At 55.2% G+C, this 17224-nt stretch carries 13 protein-coding genes; 9 read left to right on the forward strand and 4 right to left on the reverse strand.

The genetic code is table 11. The features are described 5' to 3' along the window. Positions 1-4: 4 nt before the first annotated feature. Positions 5-319, reverse strand: coding sequence for a metal-sensing transcriptional repressor (locus tag J2S20_RS00545; RefSeq protein WP_106612438.1), 315 nt, complete (start codon positions 317-319; stop codon positions 5-7). A gap of 338 nt (positions 320-657) precedes the next feature. On the opposite strand from J2S20_RS00545, the gene J2S20_RS00550 reads away from it, so the two are divergent. The 6 genes from J2S20_RS00550 to aroB all read left to right on the forward strand — a co-directional run bounded on the left by J2S20_RS00550 (position 658) and on the right by aroB (position 9531). Continuing rightward, on the forward strand, positions 658-1839 hold the full coding sequence (locus J2S20_RS00550) for a PucR family transcriptional regulator (RefSeq protein WP_307251910.1): 1182 nt from the start codon (positions 658-660) through the stop codon (positions 1837-1839). A gap of 172 nt (positions 1840-2011) precedes the next feature. Further along, complete coding sequence (locus J2S20_RS00555) at positions 2012-3418, forward strand: hypothetical protein (RefSeq protein WP_106612440.1); 1407 nt, start codon at positions 2012-2014, stop codon at positions 3416-3418. Between the two features lie 123 nt (positions 3419-3541). Beyond that, a complete protein-coding gene (locus J2S20_RS00560) occupies positions 3542-5371 on the forward strand; it encodes an ABC transporter permease (protein WP_106612441.1) in 1830 nt (609 codons plus the stop codon). 2 nt (positions 5372-5373) lie between these two features. Next, complete coding sequence (locus tag J2S20_RS00565; RefSeq protein WP_106612442.1) at positions 5374-7020, forward strand: ABC transporter ATP-binding protein; 1647 nt, start codon at positions 5374-5376, stop codon at positions 7018-7020. Between the two features lie 388 nt (positions 7021-7408). Beyond that, complete coding sequence (gene aroF / locus J2S20_RS00570; RefSeq protein ID WP_106612444.1) at positions 7409-8449, forward strand: 3-deoxy-7-phosphoheptulonate synthase; 1041 nt, start codon at positions 7409-7411, stop codon at positions 8447-8449. 29 nt (positions 8450-8478) lie between these two features. After that, the gene (aroB, locus tag J2S20_RS00575) at positions 8479-9531 is read left to right on the forward strand and encodes a 3-dehydroquinate synthase (protein ID WP_170065396.1); all 1053 of its coding nucleotides are present in this window, start codon (positions 8479-8481) and stop codon (positions 9529-9531) included. Positions 9532-9720: 189 nt separating this feature from the next. On the opposite strand, the gene J2S20_RS00580 is transcribed toward aroB, so the two are convergent. Both J2S20_RS00580 and J2S20_RS00585 read right to left on the reverse strand, forming a co-directional pair. Then, on the reverse strand, positions 9721-10494 hold the full coding sequence (locus J2S20_RS00580; protein WP_106612446.1) for a GNAT family N-acetyltransferase: 774 nt from the start codon (positions 10492-10494) through the stop codon (positions 9721-9723). Between the two features lie 59 nt (positions 10495-10553). Then, the gene (locus J2S20_RS00585) at positions 10554-11270 is read right to left on the reverse strand and encodes a helix-turn-helix transcriptional regulator (RefSeq protein ID WP_106612447.1); all 717 of its coding nucleotides are present in this window, start codon (positions 11268-11270) and stop codon (positions 10554-10556) included. 233 nt (positions 11271-11503) lie between these two features. Between J2S20_RS00585 and J2S20_RS00590 the strand changes: the two genes are divergently transcribed. The 3 genes from J2S20_RS00590 (at position 11504) to J2S20_RS00600 (ending at position 15213) form a co-directional block, all read left to right on the forward strand. Beyond that, a complete protein-coding gene (locus J2S20_RS00590) occupies positions 11504-11881 on the forward strand; it encodes a RidA family protein (protein WP_106612448.1) in 378 nt (125 codons plus the stop codon). Between the two features lie 142 nt (positions 11882-12023). Further along, the gene (locus J2S20_RS00595; protein ID WP_106612449.1) at positions 12024-13670 is read left to right on the forward strand and encodes a tryptophanase; all 1647 of its coding nucleotides are present in this window, start codon (positions 12024-12026) and stop codon (positions 13668-13670) included. Between the two features lie 127 nt (positions 13671-13797). Continuing rightward, positions 13798-15213, forward strand: coding sequence for a sodium-dependent transporter (locus J2S20_RS00600; protein ID WP_307251928.1), 1416 nt, complete (start codon positions 13798-13800; stop codon positions 15211-15213). Between the two features lie 144 nt (positions 15214-15357). On the opposite strand, the gene glmS is transcribed toward J2S20_RS00600, so the two are convergent. After that, a complete protein-coding gene (gene glmS / locus J2S20_RS00605; protein ID WP_106612451.1) occupies positions 15358-17220 on the reverse strand; it encodes a glutamine--fructose-6-phosphate transaminase (isomerizing) in 1863 nt (620 codons plus the stop codon). Positions 17221-17224 lie beyond the last annotated feature (4 nt).

A 17224-nucleotide genomic window follows, 5' to 3' on the forward strand; every position in this document is an offset into this window, starting at 1 on the left:
ACGCTCACTTCATGAGCTTCTGCAGCGTCTTCACCAGCTCATCCAGCTTCTCACTTCCGCCGCTCTGTACGTCCTCAACCACGCAGGAACGGAGATGATTGGCGAGCAGCACCTTGTTGAAGCTGTTCAGCGCGCAATTCGCGGCGGAGACCTGATTCAGGATGTCGATGCAGTAGGCATCCCGCTCCAGCATACTCTTGATCCCGCGTATCTGACCCTCAATGCGATTCAGACGGTTCATGAGATCCCGATACTCCTTCTCCCCTCTCTGCTTCGTCCGTCCTGAGCAGGCGCAGCAGCCTCCGCCCTCTGTCTCCATGCTCTCCGGACAGAGCGCTTCCTTTATTTCTATTTCATTGCTTCTCTTCAGCTCTGACATTTCCTCCACCCTTTCTCTGAATGAACTCTGCCATATATACCCCCACCCTGTATTTTCGATTTTATATTATACCATCACCGGGTATATTGCAAGCACATTTTTGATGACCGCGTCAAGGCTTCCGTCCCCTGCGCAAAAAGGCCTTACATACTTTCCTTCTGGCGGGGACAAGCAAAGAAGGGTATACTGTGGCTTATTAAGAACAGGCAAGCTGCAATACGGCAGATACTTCCGCCGCAGCCGTTCAGAACGCACGGCAGATGAACAGGAGGATATTCATGGCACTCACAATCAGCGACATCTTAAACCGCAGGCTCTTTCCGGGACTGCGCCTCGCATCGGGCATACGCGGCATCGAGAACCGCGTGACCTGGGTGAATATCATGGAGATACTCGACAGCCCCGACACCATCAAGCCGGGAGAGCTCCTCATCACGACAGGCTACGGACTCGCAGACCGCGGGAAATACGGAGACCTCATCGCAAGGCTGAAAAGCCGCGGCATCTCCGGCATCGCGATCCAGACCGGCTACTACATTGACCAGATCCCGGACTTTATTCTGGAGGACGCGAACTGCCATGCGCTCCCCATACTGAACCTTCCGCCGGACTATTCCTTCTCCGACATCCTCCGCACCCTGATCGGAGAGATCGGTGCGGAGCCGGAGCTCCTGACCCCCTCCGGCTTCGATGCGGGCTACTTTCAGCAGACGCTCTCAGAGCAGTTCACAGAGGAGGAGGCACACGCGGGCGATGCTGACCGTCCCGCACTCTTTGGCAGCGGGAGCTGCCTTCTCTGTCTCCGCGCAGTCAACGCAAACGCAGTACAGGCAGAAGCGGTAGATACGGCCTTAAGGCGCATCGGAAGCGCGCTCTCCTCCCGCTCTGCCCGCTGCCTCTCCGCCTTCCGCTCCGGCGGGCAGGGATGCTTTCTCCTGCGTCTCAAGGAGGGAGTGAGCTTCGCCGCACTCTCCCATGATATACAGATTCAGCTCACCCTGATCTCAGAACAGAGCGGCATCAACTTCTATCTCGGCGCAGATGCCGTACCCTCCGCGGACGCACTCTCCCGCGCCTTTCGAAACAGTGCGCACTGTCTGGCTCTTCTCCGGAAGATCGAGGCGCGGCGCGGGGTCTGCACCAATGAGAGCTACAGCTTTATCGAGAGTCTGGGGACTCTCTACCTCACGGGACGCACCGTCTTTGTCCAGAGCAAGCCCCTTCAGCTTCTCCTGGAGAAGGACAGGAGCAAGGGGAGCGAGTACGTCCTGACGCTCCGCATCTATCTCTCGGAGAACTGCAACACGACGCGCACCGCAGAGCGGCTCTTCATCCACCGTCACACCCTTTTAAACCGCCTGAAGACCATACGGGAGCTCTGCGGCATAGATCTGCAGAGCTACTACAGCCGCACTGCGCTGAGCTGCGCGCTGATGCTGCACGATTTCTACGGCGTGTGAGCAGAGAACAGCTTTGTTATAATGTTCCATCCTGAAATCGCAGTTTTTTAATAACTTTAACAGAATTGTCCCATTTCCTTCCTCTCCCCAAAATTTTATAATACAGAATATACAAGTAATTGCTCATGTAACTGTTATTATTTATCCATTCATTTCAGGAGGAGGAAGGAATATGAGAAAAGCATTGTCTGTCATCTTATCCGCTGCCATGGTCTGCTCGCTCGCAGCCTGCGGCGGAGGAAACACCGCCACAACAGCGGCACCCGCTGAGGGCGGCTCTGTGGAATCCGCAGCAGCCGCAGAGAGCAGCAAGAAGGATGACACAGCACTCACTGAGACTCAGAAGATCATCAAGGAGGCAGAGGGCATGAGCCTCGAGGAGCTTGCCAAAAAAGCCATCGAGGAATCCAACGGCAAGATGTTCTACGGCGTCGGCAACTCCAGCCGCGGCAAGACTGCGCTCCCGCTCTTCATCTCCTATCTGCAGAGCATAGATCCGAACTACAATATGGAGTTCGAGTGGCAGCAGCCGAAAAACAACAAGATCTTCGATCAGCTCAACGCAGACAATAAGAAGGATGTCGGAACCTTTGCGATGACCCTGATTCAGGACGGAAACCAGATCAAGACGAAGATGACCGATACCGGCATCCTCGACACCTTCATCCCGAAGGACTGGGCAGAGGCAAGAGGCACCACAGCTGAGAGCTACGAGGGCTTCCTGCCGCTGCAGACTCTGAACAAGGTCTTCATGTACAACAACACCGGCTCCAAGAGCTACACGAACTGCTGGGACTTCGTCGCAGAAGACGAGCACGGCCTCTTCATGGATGTCGATTCCGAGATCGTCGGAAAGAACTTCCTCTACATGCTGACCAGAGACGACTACGCAGCCATGATGAAGGAAGCCTTCGATGCGCTTCCGGATGACAAAAAGGCCTACTTCCAGCCGACTGTCACCGAGTGCCAGTCCGTCGCAGAGGAGTTTGGTCTCGGCGCAGACGCGGCTTACTCCCTCGCGTGGATCAAGCTCTGGATGGGCAGCTACAATGCACAGACAGACGACGGCCCGATCTGCAACACCCTGGTCGACGCCTCTGCAACCGATCAGTTCGGACTGCTGGTTTACTCCAAGCTCCGCTCCGTTGAGGAGTCTGCAACTGTCTCCGTCAACAACATCAATGTCGCAGCCTATGACGACGGCTACAAGGGCATCGGCGGCTTCGGCTACTGCCACTATCTCTTTGTCACTGACAACAGCCCGCTTCCGTGGACTGCCTGCGCCTTCATCGCCTACATGACCTGCACAAAGGACGGCTTCTCCGCTTGGGGCAAGGATATGGGCGGTTACTCCGCAAACCCGAAGGTCGCCGAGGAGAATGAGGCGGAGTATCACCACCAGCAGGGCGGCATGGCCGAGGACGGAACCACAGTCCAGTTTGCGGCAAAGAATGATCGCGGCTACGAGTGGTGGACCACCAACGGAAAGCTCGTTCTTGAGGATCCGGATTACTGCGCAGAGTGCGCATTCGGCATCGGCTCCTGGATCGAGGTTCTCGACAAGTACACCGCACAGTAAAAAACTCTGAAACCTCTCATGGCGCTCCGAGCGGGCTACAGCACGCCCGGAGCGTTTTCTGTACAGAGGGGATCACCGCACCAAAGCATGCGGTGCGCTCCTCTCCACATGTAAGGAGTGCCTATGTCTGCTACAAACGACAGAGGGACAAGCGCTTCCGCCATACGGAGAAACCGGATCCGGACTTACTTCTCAAAGCCGCACAATGTGATCCTGCTTCTCATGGGCATCGTCCTGACCTTCACCACCGTCGCACCCATCATCGCCATCGTTCAGGATACCTTCAAAATCCACCCCGGCACGATTGACGCGCATCTCACCGGTCAGGCGGAGGGCTACACCCTCGTAAACTATATTGATCTCTTCACCAGCAAACTGGCGAAGACAAATCTCTGGAACCCGCTCTTAAACACCGTCTGGCTCGCAGTTGGAACCTGCATCGTCTCTATCCTCTTTGGCGGTGTGATGGCCTTCCTTGTGACCCGCACGGATCTCGCATGGAAGAAGTACCTGAGCTCTATCTTCATCTTCCCCTACATCATGCCGCAGTGGACGCTGGCGGTCGTCTGGCAGCATCTCTTCAATTCCAACGCTGTCACCGGAACGCAGAACGGCCTCATCGCCGCGACGACCGGGGTGTGCATGCCGATCTGGTGGTGCAAGGGACTCTTCCCCAGCCTTCTGGTGCTGGGACTGCACTACGCGCCCTTCGCCTACATCCTGATCGGCGGCATATTCCGCAACATGGACGCAAACCTTGAGGAAGCCGCCACCATACTAGACACGCCGAAGTGGAAGATCATGACCCGCATCACCCTTCCCATGGTGAAGCCCGCCATACTCTCAACCATACTGCTGGTCTTCGGCTCCGCCATGGGCTCCTACCCGGTGCCGCACTACCTCGGGCTGAACACCCTCTCCACGAAGTACGTCTCCATGAACTCAAAATACACCGGAGAGGCATCGGTGCTCGCCATCATCATGATGGTCTTCGGCGTCGCGATCATGCTGCTGAACCAGATCTCTCTGACCAGCCGGAAGAACTACACGACCGTCACAGGAAAGTCCGGACAGATCAGCAAGATACGGCTCGGAAGAGCCGGGCGCTATCTCATCGCCCTGATCCTTGTGATCCTGACCTTCTTCACCAGCATTTTCCCCATCATTTCCTTTGCCTTTGAGACCTTCCTGCCGAACCCCGGCGACTACTCCTTCCTCTATACGGGCGACGCGGCCAATCTCACGACAAAGTGGTGGATCACGGCGGAGAATATCACTGAGAACGGCATGTACGGGCAGATGGGCATACTCTACAACAACACCATACGCACGGCCTTCCTGGGAACCATCATCGTCTCCGTGCTCTGCGCGCTGCTCGCCGGAACCATGGGAACCCTGATCGGCTACGCGGTCTCAAAGGACAGGCGCAGCAGCTGGGCGAACTATGTAAATGCGGTCGCTTTTCTCCCCTACCTCATGCCCTCCATTGCAGTCGGCGTCGCATACTTCATTCTCTTTTCGAACAAGTATGTGAATCTCTTCAACACCTACTGGCTGCTGATTATTGTCGGCACCATCAAGTACATTCCCTTCGCGTCGAAGGCCGCACTGAACTCCATGCTGCAGCTCTCCGGCGAGATCGAGGAATCGGCGATCATCCTGAACATTCCGTGGATCCAGCGCATGACGAAGATCATCATCCCGATACAGAAGTCCTCGATTATAAGCGGCTATCTCCTGCCCTTCATGACCTGCTTAAGAGAGCTCTCGCTCTTCATGCTGCTCTGCGTGCAGGGCTTCATCCTGTCCACAACGCTGGACTACTTCGATGAGATGGGACTCTACGCCTTCTCAAGCGGTATCAACCTGATTCTCATCGTCACGATACTGATCTGCAACACCATAGTCAATAAGATCACGGGCGCAAGCCTCGACAAGGGCATAGGAGGTTAATGATGCCGGAAATCAAACTGGAACATATCACAAAACGCTGGAATAAATTCTACGCAACAGACGACGTATCCATGGATATCGCGGACAACGCCTTTATCACGCTGCTCGGCCCCTCCGGCTGCGGAAAGACCACCATACTTCGCATGATCGCAGGGCTTGAGACGCCAACAAGCGGACGCATCACCATCGGGGACCGCGTGGTCTTCGACAGTGAGGCGGGCATCAACATCCCCGCTAACAAGCGGAAGGTCGGCTTTCTCTTCCAGAACTATGCGCTCTGGCCGAACATGACCGTGCAGCAGAATATCTCCTTCGGGCTCTCAAACGTGCGGGAAATGCTCCCGAAGACCGACTTTGAAGCCCGCACGACGGCGCAGCTCGGAGCCTGCCTCTCCCGCGCGGACGAAGTGAGGCGCATCACAGAGGACTGCCGCGACAAGGACGGAAAGATCGATGAGAAGCGCTGCCTGATCAAGCTGATCGACAGCTTCCAGATCTCCATGATGACTGCGAAGAAGCTCTATGGCTACCATCTGGAGAGCGGAAGAGAGGTCTCAGAGGAGGCCGCAGCGCTCCTTAAGAAGGCCGAGGAGACCCGGATCTCAGAGGGCCTGAATGAAAACTACGAGTTCATGAAGGACGGCGCTGTGGTGAAAGAGGAGCGAAAGCTCTCCGCGGAGGAGATTGATCTTGCGGTGCGGCGCGTGTCCCGCATCGTAAAGATCGGCATGTTTATGGACCGCTACCCGGCGGAGCTCTCCGGCGGCCAGCAGCAGCGCGTCGCGATCGCGCGAACACTCGCACCGGAACCGACCGTGCTCTTCATGGACGAGCCTCTCTCAAACCTCGACGCAAAACTTCGCCTGGAGATGCGCTACGAGCTGCAGCGTCTTCACGTTGAGACCGGCTCCACCTTTGTCTACGTCACACACGACCAGATGGAGGCGATGACACTCGCGACAAAGATATGTCTCATCAATAACGGTGTGCTGCAGCAGTACGAGGAGCCGCTGACAGTCTACAACAGTCCCGCCAACAGCTTCGTCGCGGACTTTGTCGGCAACCCCTCCATCAACTTCATCGAGGCAGAGGCAGAGACAGCGGAGACTCCCGGAGAGACAGCGCAGAGTGCGGACGGCAGCATCACCCTCTCTCTGCTCGGCAGCCACAGAGTCCGCTTCCGCCCGGAGCGGGAGCTTAAGCTCGGCGAATGGTTCCAGAAGCGCGACGCAGAAAAGGCAGAGGCAGCAAAGGCGCTGAAAACAAAGTCCACGGAGAAGGGCTATGTCGAGAAGGGAAATAAGGACGAGGCCTTCCGCTATCACATTGCCCGCGTGAATGAGGAGGACGCCGCCTTTGAGCCGGAGAAGATGAAGAACACAGATCTACTCATCGGCATTCGCCCCGAATTTTTGGATATCAAGAGCGGCAAGGGAATATGCGGAGAGATCTACGGCGTGATGCCCACCGGCATGGAGACCACGGTGAAGATCCGTGTGGAGGATTTTCTCCTGACGGGTGTGGTCTTTGGCAGCGATATCTTCACCATCGGCTCTGAGGTACAGCTCTCCTTCAGCGGAAAGGCCATGCTCTTTGACCGAAGGAGCGGACAGCGCATCGCGAACGGTACGCTGGAGATACTTGACTGAGCAAAGCGCACCGCTCATACCGCTTCAGCACTTTGTCTTGCAAAAGGGCTTGACAAGAGCGCACGACAGTGCTATATTTGCGCCAATCGAAGGGGGAAAAGCTCCCGCCGGGACAGACGAAGCTCTATACTTATGAGGTGTTTTATGAGAACAACGAACGCAGCAATGAACTACTTTTACTTTTGCTACTACAGCGCTTATGCTATGGTAGGAAAAGTGCTTTCTGCTGCGGAATAAAACACCGGAGAATTCACCGGAAGTTTATGGACCCGCCTGCGGCGAAAACACTTCGCCGCAGACGGGTTTATTTTATTCCTGTGGGATATTTCTCCGAAGGAGCGCTATGGCAGAGTCAGCGTGTGAGGGAGGCTTGGAAAGGAGCAGAATTATGATCGTAATCGTAAATTCTCAGGCGAAAGAGGACAAATTCAACGAGCTGCTGCACTGGATTGAGGGGCAGAATCTCAGAACTCATATCTCAAGGGGAGATTTTACAACCATAGTCGGCCTGATCGGCGACACCTCAAAGATCAGTGAGGACGAGCTGAAACGCTTTGATATTGTCCGCGATGTGAAGCGCGTCACTGAGCCCTTCAAGCAGGCGAACCGAAAGTTTCATCCGAAGGACAGCGTGATCGAGGTGGGTGCAGCGCACTTAAAGGTAGGGCACGGAAGCTTTGCCCTGATTGCGGGCCCCTGCTCTGTGGAGAGCGAGGAACAGATCATCTCAATCGCAAGGAGCGTAAAGGCCTCCGGCGCAACCATGCTCCGCGGCGGCGCCTTCAAGCCGCGCACCTCTCCCTACGACTTTCAGGGGCTGAAGGCGGACGGCATCGAGCTGCTCATAGAGGCGAAGAAGGAAACCGGACTCCCCATCGTCACAGAGATCATGAACGCAAACCATCTTCCACTCTTTGAGGAAGTGGATGTGATTCAGGTCGGCGCAAGAAATATGCAGAACTTTGAGCTCCTGAAGGAGCTCGGAAAGACCAGTAAGCCCATACTCCTAAAGCGCGGCCTCGCAAACACCATCAAGGAGCTTCTGATGAGCGCGGAGTATATCATGAGTGCGGGGAATGAGCAGGTGATACTCTGTGAGCGCGGCGTCCGCACCTTCGAGACCGCAACCAGAAACACTCTGGATCTCTCTGCCGTGACTGTGCTGCACGAGCTCTCCCATCTCCCGGTGATTGTCGATCCGAGTCACGCGACCGGCGTGGCGCGCTATGTGAAGCCGATGGCGATGGCTGCCGCAGCCTGCGGAGCAGACGGATTGATCATTGAGGTGCACAATGACCCGACACACGCGCTCTGCGACGGCGCACAGTCCCTGCGGCCGGAGGAATTCACGGATGTGGCGCGCGCAGTGAACCTCATACGGGCAGCTGCAGGGGAAGCCAATGCGGGCCTCGAGGCGCCGCTCGGCTGAGCGATCGGCAAAATATGCGGAGGATGAATATGCAGACAGTCAGAGTAGAGGCATCAGGGAACTACGAGGTGAGAATCGGCGCAGGGCTGCTTTGCGATGTCGGGGAGCAGATCGCAGAGCTGATTCCCGGACGATCCGCCGTGATCGTCTCAGATTCCAATGTGTGGCCGCTGTACGGCCCGGCAGTTCAGGAGAAGCTCCGCGCGGCGGGCTTTCGCAGCGAGCGCTTTGTCTTTCCTGCGGGGGAGGCCTCGAAGAATCCCTCTGTATTGTTGGAGACCATACGCTTCTTTGCAGAGAAAGAGCTCACGCGGGAGGATGTCGTCGTCGCGCTGGGCGGCGGCGTCGTGGGGGATCTCGCGGGTCTCGCAGCAGCCCTCTATCTGCGCTCTGTACCCTGTGTTCAGATACCGACCTCGCTCCTCGCGATGGTAGATTCCTCCGTCGGCGGGAAGACCGCAGTGGATCTCCCCGAGGGCAAGAACATGCTCGGAAGCTTCACACAGCCGCGTCTCGTGCTCTGCGATACAGATGTGCTCCGCACCCTGCCTCGGGAGGTCTTTTCGGAGGGCATGGCGGAAGTAATCAAGTACGGCATGATACAGAGCCCTGCGCTGCTCAGGCTCCTGCTTGAGGAAGACGCAGAGGATGTCCTTCCGCAGATCATCACGCACTGCGTGGAGCTGAAGCGGGATATCGTAGCCAGAGACGAACAGGACTTCGGGGATCGTCAGCTACTAAACTTCGGGCATACGCTGGGGCACGCTGTGGAGCGCTGCCGCGGCTATGAGATCTATCACGGCGAGGGTGTCGCAATCGGCATGGGCATCATGACGAGGGCGGAACAGCGCCGCGGAAACTGCCCGCAGGAATGTGTGGAAACGCTGGAGCTCCTGCTTCAGAAATACCGGCTGCCGCGCAGCACAGAGCTCCCGGAGGAGGCGCTGCTCCAGGCTGCAAAAGCGGATAAAAAGCGGCGCGGCGACAGCATCACCCTCGTCCTGCCGAGAAGCTTTGGAAAATGCATGCTGGAGCGGAGCAGCTATGAGACACTCGCAGAGCTGCTCCGTCTCGGGAGATAGCGGCCCCGACAGCACAGATCTCAGATCAGAATGCAGACTGTGCATCAGAGCACAGAAAAACAGAGGCATCGCTTCCGTCACGCGACTCCGGGTGACAGAGGCGATGCTTTTCTTTGTCTGATCGAAATATTTTCATCTGCCGGCGGCAGCACAAAATTCAAAATCTATCACTCGAAAGACTTTCCGCCTTCAGAGATACAATTCGCCCCAGCGTCCGCAGACCTCAAAGCCCAGGTGACGGTACAGGTCTGCAACCTTGTCGTCACCGGAAATCAGGCGTGGAATCTTTCCCTTTTCAAGAATCCGCTTTGTCAGAAACGAGGTGATGCAGCTGCCAAGTCCCCGGCGTCTGTACTCAGGCAGCACCGCCACAGCGGCAATTACAGCACTGCTGTCATCTTCAGAAGCAATGCTTCCGGTTCCAACGGTCTCTCCGTCCACCTTCAGCTGATACAGCTCCGAAAGACCGCGGGACAGCCTATTTCGGAGATCCCTGCTCCAGGGATCAAAGTTCAGATGTGTGCGATAATATTCGTGACTGCGCTGAAGAACCGAAAAAATCGTCTGTGGATCAGCGGGGAGCAGCTCCGGAAAGCTGTCCTGCACAGATGCTCTCCCGTACACCATATAGCAGGAGCTGTCCATCCTGCCCCCGAGCATGCTTTTCAGAGAAAGGCAGAGCTCAAAATCCGTATGAATTTCTCTGACAGCAATCTGCCGGCATAACTCCACAATCGGAGCCGCAGAGGCGTTTCCTTCGGAAGCGACGGAAAGCAGACCATTCTGGAGACAGAGCGCCGCCTCCGGACAACTCTCGGATCCGCAGAGGAAAAAGCGCACATCGCTGTTCTCTATTCCATAGGCGCGAAGAGCCGTGAGCGCACGCGAACCAAATACATGCTCATAGCTGCAGGCTCTGACAAATGCCGGTATCTGGTAAAAATGTTGCAGCGGAATCAGCATAGAGGAACCTCCTCACAAAATTAAATGATCTGCTCCCGGGGTTCTCGGCGAAAATGCCCTCAAATTTCAGTCGTTCCGGCAGAATTATTTTTGATCTGGGACAGATAGCGGTAAATACTGGCCTGAGAACAGTGCAACCTCTGCGCGACATCTTTGACCGCCCCTTTCAGCAGGAATATCCCGTCAGCCTCAAGAGAAGCAATAATCCTGAGCCTCTCGTCCGAAGTCAGGCGTTCAGCCGTGATGCCCATATGCTCAAGCTCCCGCCCGATTGTATCCGCAGTCACAGCCTCCGTGCTGTTATGGAATTTTTCCGGAACAGAGGTCTTCTCAATCGGATCTTTTACCGCCGAAGCACAGGGAGACAGGATATCCGACACAAACATATCGGGATGGCAGAGCCCCAGAATCTGCCGGGTGATGGCCCGATAACGGCTGTCATCAAAATTGATGCAGAGCATACCGATCAGCTTTCCATTCTGTTTAATAAACATCGTATTGGAGCGCAATTCCTTACCATTAACGGAAACACCGTAGTAATGTGTGCGATAGTCGGAAGTCTCATAGCTCTTGTCGCGCAATATGCCGAGTGCCATATTGGTCAAAGGCGCACCGACCTTTCTCCCGCTGACATGATTGTTGGCAATTGCAATGATGGAATGCTCCCTGTTTGTCATATCGTGGAGGGCCACCTCATAGTCGGGTCCAAGAGCCAGTCCCAGAAATTCCGTCAGCTTCATATAGTGCTTTAAAAGAGGGTTTGTCACAACAGGCATACGCTCACCTCGTCCTGTGTTTAATTGAATATTTTTATTATAGCGAAGCGGCACAGCCTTGTCAAAACCGCGAAAAAACTTCCTCGCAAAGATAATATTTTTAATTTGTTTAGCAATAGTGCCCAAAAATACTATTCTTTATGAGGTTATTATGTAAGAATTATCATCCCTTCGTTGACAATATTTTTTAATAGTGATAAAATTTTCTAAGAAAGAAAAGGAGGTGAATCAAAATGAAAACTGTTATCAGCACGGATCAGGCGCCTGCGGCAATCGGGCCCTATTCACAGGCCGTGTCATCCGGCGGACTGCTCATCACATCGGGACAGCTGCCCATTGATCCGTCTACAGGACTGTTCCCGGAGGGAATCGAAGCCCAGACCCGTCAGTCCCTGCGCAATGTGCAGGCGATACTCAGAGCCGCAGGCCTCGATATGGCACAGGTCCTGAAAACCACAGTATTCCTGAGTGACATGAACAACTTTAACGCTATGAATCAGGTCTATTCTGATTTTTTTGATCAGAACGGTTTTCCCGCCCGTTCCGCGGTGGAGGTCGCCCGCCTTCCGAAGGATGCACTGGTGGAAATCGAAGTGATCGCAGCAAGGTAAGCTTTGAAAATTATATTTCTTATTCTATGAATGATACTGTCCGCCAGCTGCGGAACGAGGCAAGGGAGCCCCAGTTTCCGGCGACCGGAGTATCCTCTGAAAATCAAGGCACGATGTGCTCAATTCAATGGAGGTAAGTATTATGTCTAAAGAGTATCCCCTGAACGTTCCCGCTCCTCACCACTGCGCTTTCGCTGTGCGCGATATCCCGGACGTCACTGTCGAGCAGCGCGAACGCGCCCTGAAGGCCACACACTACAATGAATTTGCTTTTCCGTCCGGCATGCTGACAGTGGACATGCTCTCCGATTCCGGAACAACAGCCATGACCAACCAGCAGTGGGCGGCGCTCTTCCTTGGAGACGAGGCTTACGGACGCAATACCGGATACTATGTGCTTCTGGATACCTTCCGTGATATCTTTGAGCGCGGCGGTGAAAAAAACTGGAAGAAGATCGCAGATCTGGTGCGAACCGACTGCCGCGATGTGGAGAAAATGATGGATGAGGTCTACCTCTGCGAATATGAGGGCGGTCTGTTCAACGGAGGCGCGGCACAGATGGAGCGCCCGAACACCTTCATCATTCAGCAGGGACGCGCAGCCGAGTCGGTTCTGATGGAAATAGTCAAGAAAATTCTTGCGCAGCGCCACCCCGGTAAGATCTTCACCATTCCTTCCAACGGACATTTTGATACCACAGAGGGCAATATCAAGCAGATGGGATCCGTGCCGCGCAATCTGTATCACAAGGAGCTGCTCTATCAGGTTCCCGAGGGCGGGCACTATGAGAAGAACCCCTTCAAGGGCAATATGGATATTGAAAAGCTCGAGCAGCTGATTCAGGCTGTCGGTGTGGAAAATGTTCCGCTGATCTTCACCTGCATCACGAACAATCCGATTTGCGGTCAGGCTGTCTCCATGGCAAACATCCGCGAGATCAATCGTGTCGCGCACAAGTATGAGATTCCGCTGGTATTTGACGTCGCCCGCTGGGCAGAAAACTGCTATTTCATCAAGATGAACGAGGAGGGCTACGCGGACAAATCCATTGCAGAGATCGCGACAGAGATGTTCTCCTACTGCGACGCCTTCACCATGTCTGCAAAGAAAGACGGACACGCCAACATGGGCGGTATGCTTGCCTTCCGCGATCGCGGTCTGTTCTGGAAAAATTTCTCCGACTTCAACGCGGACGGTTCCGTCAAGACAGACGTGGGTGTTCTGCTGAAGGTCAAGCAGATCTCCTGCTACGGAAATGATTCTTACGGCGGAATGAGCGGAAGAGATATCATGGCGCTCGCCATCGGCTTATATGAGAGCTGCGACTTCAACTACATGCGCGAGCGCGTTGCGCAGTGCAACTATCTGGCGGAAGGCTTCTACCGGGCCGGCGTCAAGGGTGTCGTGCTTCCGGCCGGCGGTCATGCCGTGTATATCAATATGGATGAGTTCTTTGACGGCAAGCGCGGCCATGACACATTCGCCGGCGAGGGCTTCTCTCTGGAATTAATCCGGCGCTACGGCATTCGCGTCTCCGAGCTTGGCGACTATTCCATGGAATATGATCTCAAGACGCCGGAGCAGCAGGCCGAGCTCGCAAATGTGGTTCGCTTCGCCATAGACCGCAGCCGCCTGACACAGGAGCATCTGGATTACGTCATCGCCGCAGTCAAGGCTCTGTATGAGGATCGCGAGAGCATCCCGAATATGCGCATTACCTGGGGTCATACGCTGCCCATGCGTCATTTCCACGCTTTCCTCGAACCCTATCCGAACGAGACGAAATAAGAAAGCACAGTCCAGCGCTCTTCATCGGGTCAAGGGGCGCTGGACTTCTCAAAATTTATTCTGTTAGAATTGAATAGGTTGCGCGAAAACCGCTGATTTTTAAAGCCTAAGAAGGAGTGGCAAACACATGGGTAATCAGACTCTCGAGACACGCGACGGCTTTCAAAGCAAGTGGGGGTTTATTCTGGCCTGTATTGGTTCTGCTGTTGGCATGGGCAATATCTGGCGTTTCCCCATTATGGTACAAAAGTTTGGCGGCATGAGCTTCTTAATTCCTTATTTTCTTTTTGTTGTTTTAATCGGTTCCACCGGCGTGATCGAGGAATTTGCCCTCGGCCGCCGCGCCGGTGCGGGTCCTGTCGGTTCCTTTGGCATGTGCACGAAAGAGCGCATGGACAACCGCAAGATCGGCGAGCTGATCGGTGCGCTGCCCATCCTGGGCTCCATGATGCTCGCCATCGGTTATACCGTTGTAATGAGCTGGATTTTCAAGTACTGCTGGATGGGGATCTCCGGAAGCCTGTACGCGCTGGGTACGGATATGGGCGCTATTGGCGGAACCTTCGGCGCTGCCGCACCGGAGGCTGCAACGCTGGGTGAGGCCGTCGGCATGATTGTCGGCAGCGGAATCTTCGGCGTGGGCAACGGCGTATGGCTGCTAATCGGACTGATTGCTTCTCTTGCCATCATGGCAAAGGGAATCTCCAGCGGCATTGAAAAAGCCAACAAGATCATGATGCCGTTGTTGTTCGGTCTCTTTGTCTGCCTTGGCTTTTATGTCTGCACCTTGAACGGCGCAATGGAGGGCTACAAATATATCTTCACGCTGAAGCCCGCCAGTCTTGCCAGCCCTGAGGTATGGATCTATGCCTTCGGTCAGGCATTCTTTTCCCTGTCCGTCGCCGGAAACGGCTCCGTCATTTACGGATCCTATCTGCCAAAGGATGAGGATCTGCCCTTCTCCGCGCGCAATGTGGCCGTATTTGATACCATTGCCGCACTGCTTGCCGCTCTTGTGATCATTCCCTCCATGGCAGTTGTCCTGGGTGAAGGGATCAAGGATGTCGGCGGCGGCCCCGGTCTGATGTTCGTATATCTGGTCAATGTGTTCAACAGCATGCCGGGTGGACGTATCGTCGGAATGATCTTCTATATCTGTGTACTCTTCGCCGGTGTCAGCTCCATCATCAATCTGTATGAGGCTCCGGTGGCATTCCTGCAGGAGAAGCTGAACATGAAGCGAATCCCTTCCGTAGCTCTCATCGGCGGGATCGGCGGCGTTGTGGCACTTCTCATTCAGCCTTGGACATCTCAGTGGATGGATCTTGTCTCCATCTATATCTGCCCTCTGGGCGCGCTGCTGGCAGGCATCATGTTCTTCTGGGTGCTTCGCAAAGAGACTGCGCTCAGCTCTGTCGAGCAGGGGCGCAAAGCCGGGAGCAAGCCGATCGGTGACTGGTTCTATCCCCTCGGCAAATATATTTACTGCACCGCCGCGCTGATAGCATTGATTGCCGGAGCAATGATGGGCGGCATCGGCTAAAAACAGCAATACTGCAAAAAAAAACCACCTTGACCGGAATCTCCAATCAGACAGCTGCGATCGGGATTCCTTTCAGGGTGGTTTTTATTTCAAACCAAAACTTGCGCGCAGCGATGCATTTTTTGTTTCAGCCCGGCTGCGTCCTTACTCGACCGTGACGGACTTCGCGAGGTTTCTGGGCTTATCGACATCCAGCCCCTTGGTCACTGCCATGTAATAACCGAGAAGCTGCAGCGGGATCACCGCGAGCGAATCTGCGAAGTGCTCGTCCGTCTTCGGGACAAAGACGGAGAAATTCACCGTGTCCTCGATATCAAAGTTGCCGGCAGTGGTGAGGCCCATGAGATAGGCGCCGCGGCTCTTCACCTCGACGAGGTTCGAGAGCGTCTTCTCGTAGAGCTCGGACTGGGTGAGTATGCCGATCACCAGCGTGCCCTCCTCGATAAGGCTTATCGTGCCGTGCTTCAGCTCCCCGGCGGCATAGGCCTCGGAGTGGATGTAGCTGATCTCCTTCATCTTGAGACTGCCCTCAAGGGAGATCGCGTAGTCGATGCCGCGGCCGATAAAGAAGACATCCTTCGTGTTTGCATACTTGGAGGCAAACCACTGAATGCGCTCCTTGTCCTCCAGAATCTTCTGTACTTTGCCCGGAAGGGTCTCCAGCTCATGCAGGAGCTCGGAAGCTCTGTGCTCATCCATCCTCCCGGTCGCAGTGGCAAGACCGATTGCAAGCAGATAGGCGCCGATGAGCTGTGCGGAATAGGCCTTGGTCGTCGCGACAGCGATCTCCGGCCCCGCATAGGTGTAGAGCACATGATCCGCCTCGCGGGCAATGGAGCTTCCCACGACGTTTACGATCGCAAAGGTCGGGATACCGTTTGCCTTCGCCTCGCGGAGCGCTGCGAGACTGTCTGCTGTCTCGCCTGACTGGCTGATAATCACTGCCAGCGCGTTTTTACTGATCACAGGATTCCGGTAGCGGTACTCGGAGGCGAGCTCAATGCGCACCGGAAGTCTCGAGAAATCCTCGATCACATACTGTGCGGCGACACCGACGTGGTAGGCGGAGCCGCAGCCGATGATACAAATCTGGTCGAGACTGCGGATGAAATCCTCCGTGAGCCCTGTCTTCTCAAGATCCACAGAGAGGAGGGAATCCTCCTTTTCGGGATCGCCCTTTATATAGGCATGCAGGGTGTCGCGGAGCACCTTCGGCTGCTCCTGAATCTCCTTCATCATGAAGTGCTCGTAACCGCCCTTCTCGGAAGCCTCACGGTCCCAGTCGATCTCCACCGGAGTCTTCTCCACGATGTCGCCGTTCAGATCGTAGAACTCGACCTTGTCAGCGGTGACCCGTCCCATCTCCAGATTGTCGATGTAGCAGACCTTTCTGGTGTAGTTTAAGGTGGCGGTCGCATCGGAGGCAATGAAGTTCTCGCCCTCACCGAGCCCCACCATGAGCGGTGCGTCTTTGCGAGCGATATAGATCTCATTCGGATAGTCGCGGAACATCACGACCAGCGCGTAGGAGCCGCGGACACGAACCATCGTCTTTGCCACCGCGTCGATGGGTCCCATCTTGTATTTCTTGTAATAATAGTCAATGAGGTTCACAATCGCCTCTGTGTCGGTCTGGGAGTAGAAGGTATAGCCGTTCCGGAGAAGCTTCTCGCGTATCTCGCGGTAATTTTCAAAGATACCGTTGTGCACTGCGACGACGTTTCCGTCCATGGAGCTGTGCGGATGCGCGTTGCTCTCGGAGGGAGCACCGTGCGTAGCCCAGCGGGTGTGACTGATGCCGCAGCAGCCGCGCACTGCATGGCCGCCATCTGTCTTGTCCGAAAGCACATGGAGCCTTCCGGTCGCCTTGATTACAACTGCGTCGCTGTCTCCGTCCCGCACGGCAATTCCGGCGGAGTCGTAGCCGCGGTATTCAAGCTTTTTAAGGCCGTTTAAGAGAATCGGGGCAGCCTGCTGACTGCCGACATAACCGACAATTCCACACATAAAA

The sequence above is a fragment of the Moryella indoligenes genome (assembly GCF_030812885.1).
GTDB classification, from domain to species: Bacteria; Bacillota; Clostridia; order Lachnospirales; family Lachnospiraceae; genus Moryella; species Moryella indoligenes.

Excerpts from the sequence above, each read along its gene's own strand:
- glmS (WP_106612451.1), bottom strand. The coding sequence starts at position 17,220 with ATGTGTGGAATTGTCGGTTATGTCGGCAGTCAGCAGGCTGCCCCGATT.
- J2S20_RS00560 (WP_106612441.1), top strand. The coding sequence starts at position 3,542 with ATGTCTGCTACAAACGACAGAGGGACAAGCGCTTCCGCCATACGGAGA.
- J2S20_RS00580 (WP_106612446.1), bottom strand. The coding sequence starts at position 10,494 with ATGCTGATTCCGCTGCAACATTTTTACCAGATACCGGCATTTGTCAGA.
- J2S20_RS00550 (WP_307251910.1), top strand. The coding sequence starts at position 658 with ATGGCACTCACAATCAGCGACATCTTAAACCGCAGGCTCTTTCCGGGA.
- aroB (WP_170065396.1), top strand. The coding sequence starts at position 8,479 with ATGCAGACAGTCAGAGTAGAGGCATCAGGGAACTACGAGGTGAGAATC.
- J2S20_RS00545 (WP_106612438.1), bottom strand. The coding sequence starts at position 319 with ATGGAGACAGAGGGCGGAGGCTGCTGCGCCTGCTCAGGACGGACGAAG.
- J2S20_RS00600 (WP_307251928.1), top strand. The coding sequence starts at position 13,798 with ATGGGTAATCAGACTCTCGAGACACGCGACGGCTTTCAAAGCAAGTGG.
- J2S20_RS00555 (WP_106612440.1), top strand. The coding sequence starts at position 2,012 with ATGAGAAAAGCATTGTCTGTCATCTTATCCGCTGCCATGGTCTGCTCG.
- J2S20_RS00590 (WP_106612448.1), top strand. The coding sequence starts at position 11,504 with ATGAAAACTGTTATCAGCACGGATCAGGCGCCTGCGGCAATCGGGCCC.
- aroF (WP_106612444.1), top strand. The coding sequence starts at position 7,409 with ATGATCGTAATCGTAAATTCTCAGGCGAAAGAGGACAAATTCAACGAG.
- J2S20_RS00565 (WP_106612442.1), top strand. The coding sequence starts at position 5,374 with ATGCCGGAAATCAAACTGGAACATATCACAAAACGCTGGAATAAATTC.
- J2S20_RS00585 (WP_106612447.1), bottom strand. The coding sequence starts at position 11,270 with ATGCCTGTTGTGACAAACCCTCTTTTAAAGCACTATATGAAGCTGACG.
- J2S20_RS00595 (WP_106612449.1), top strand. The coding sequence starts at position 12,024 with ATGTCTAAAGAGTATCCCCTGAACGTTCCCGCTCCTCACCACTGCGCT.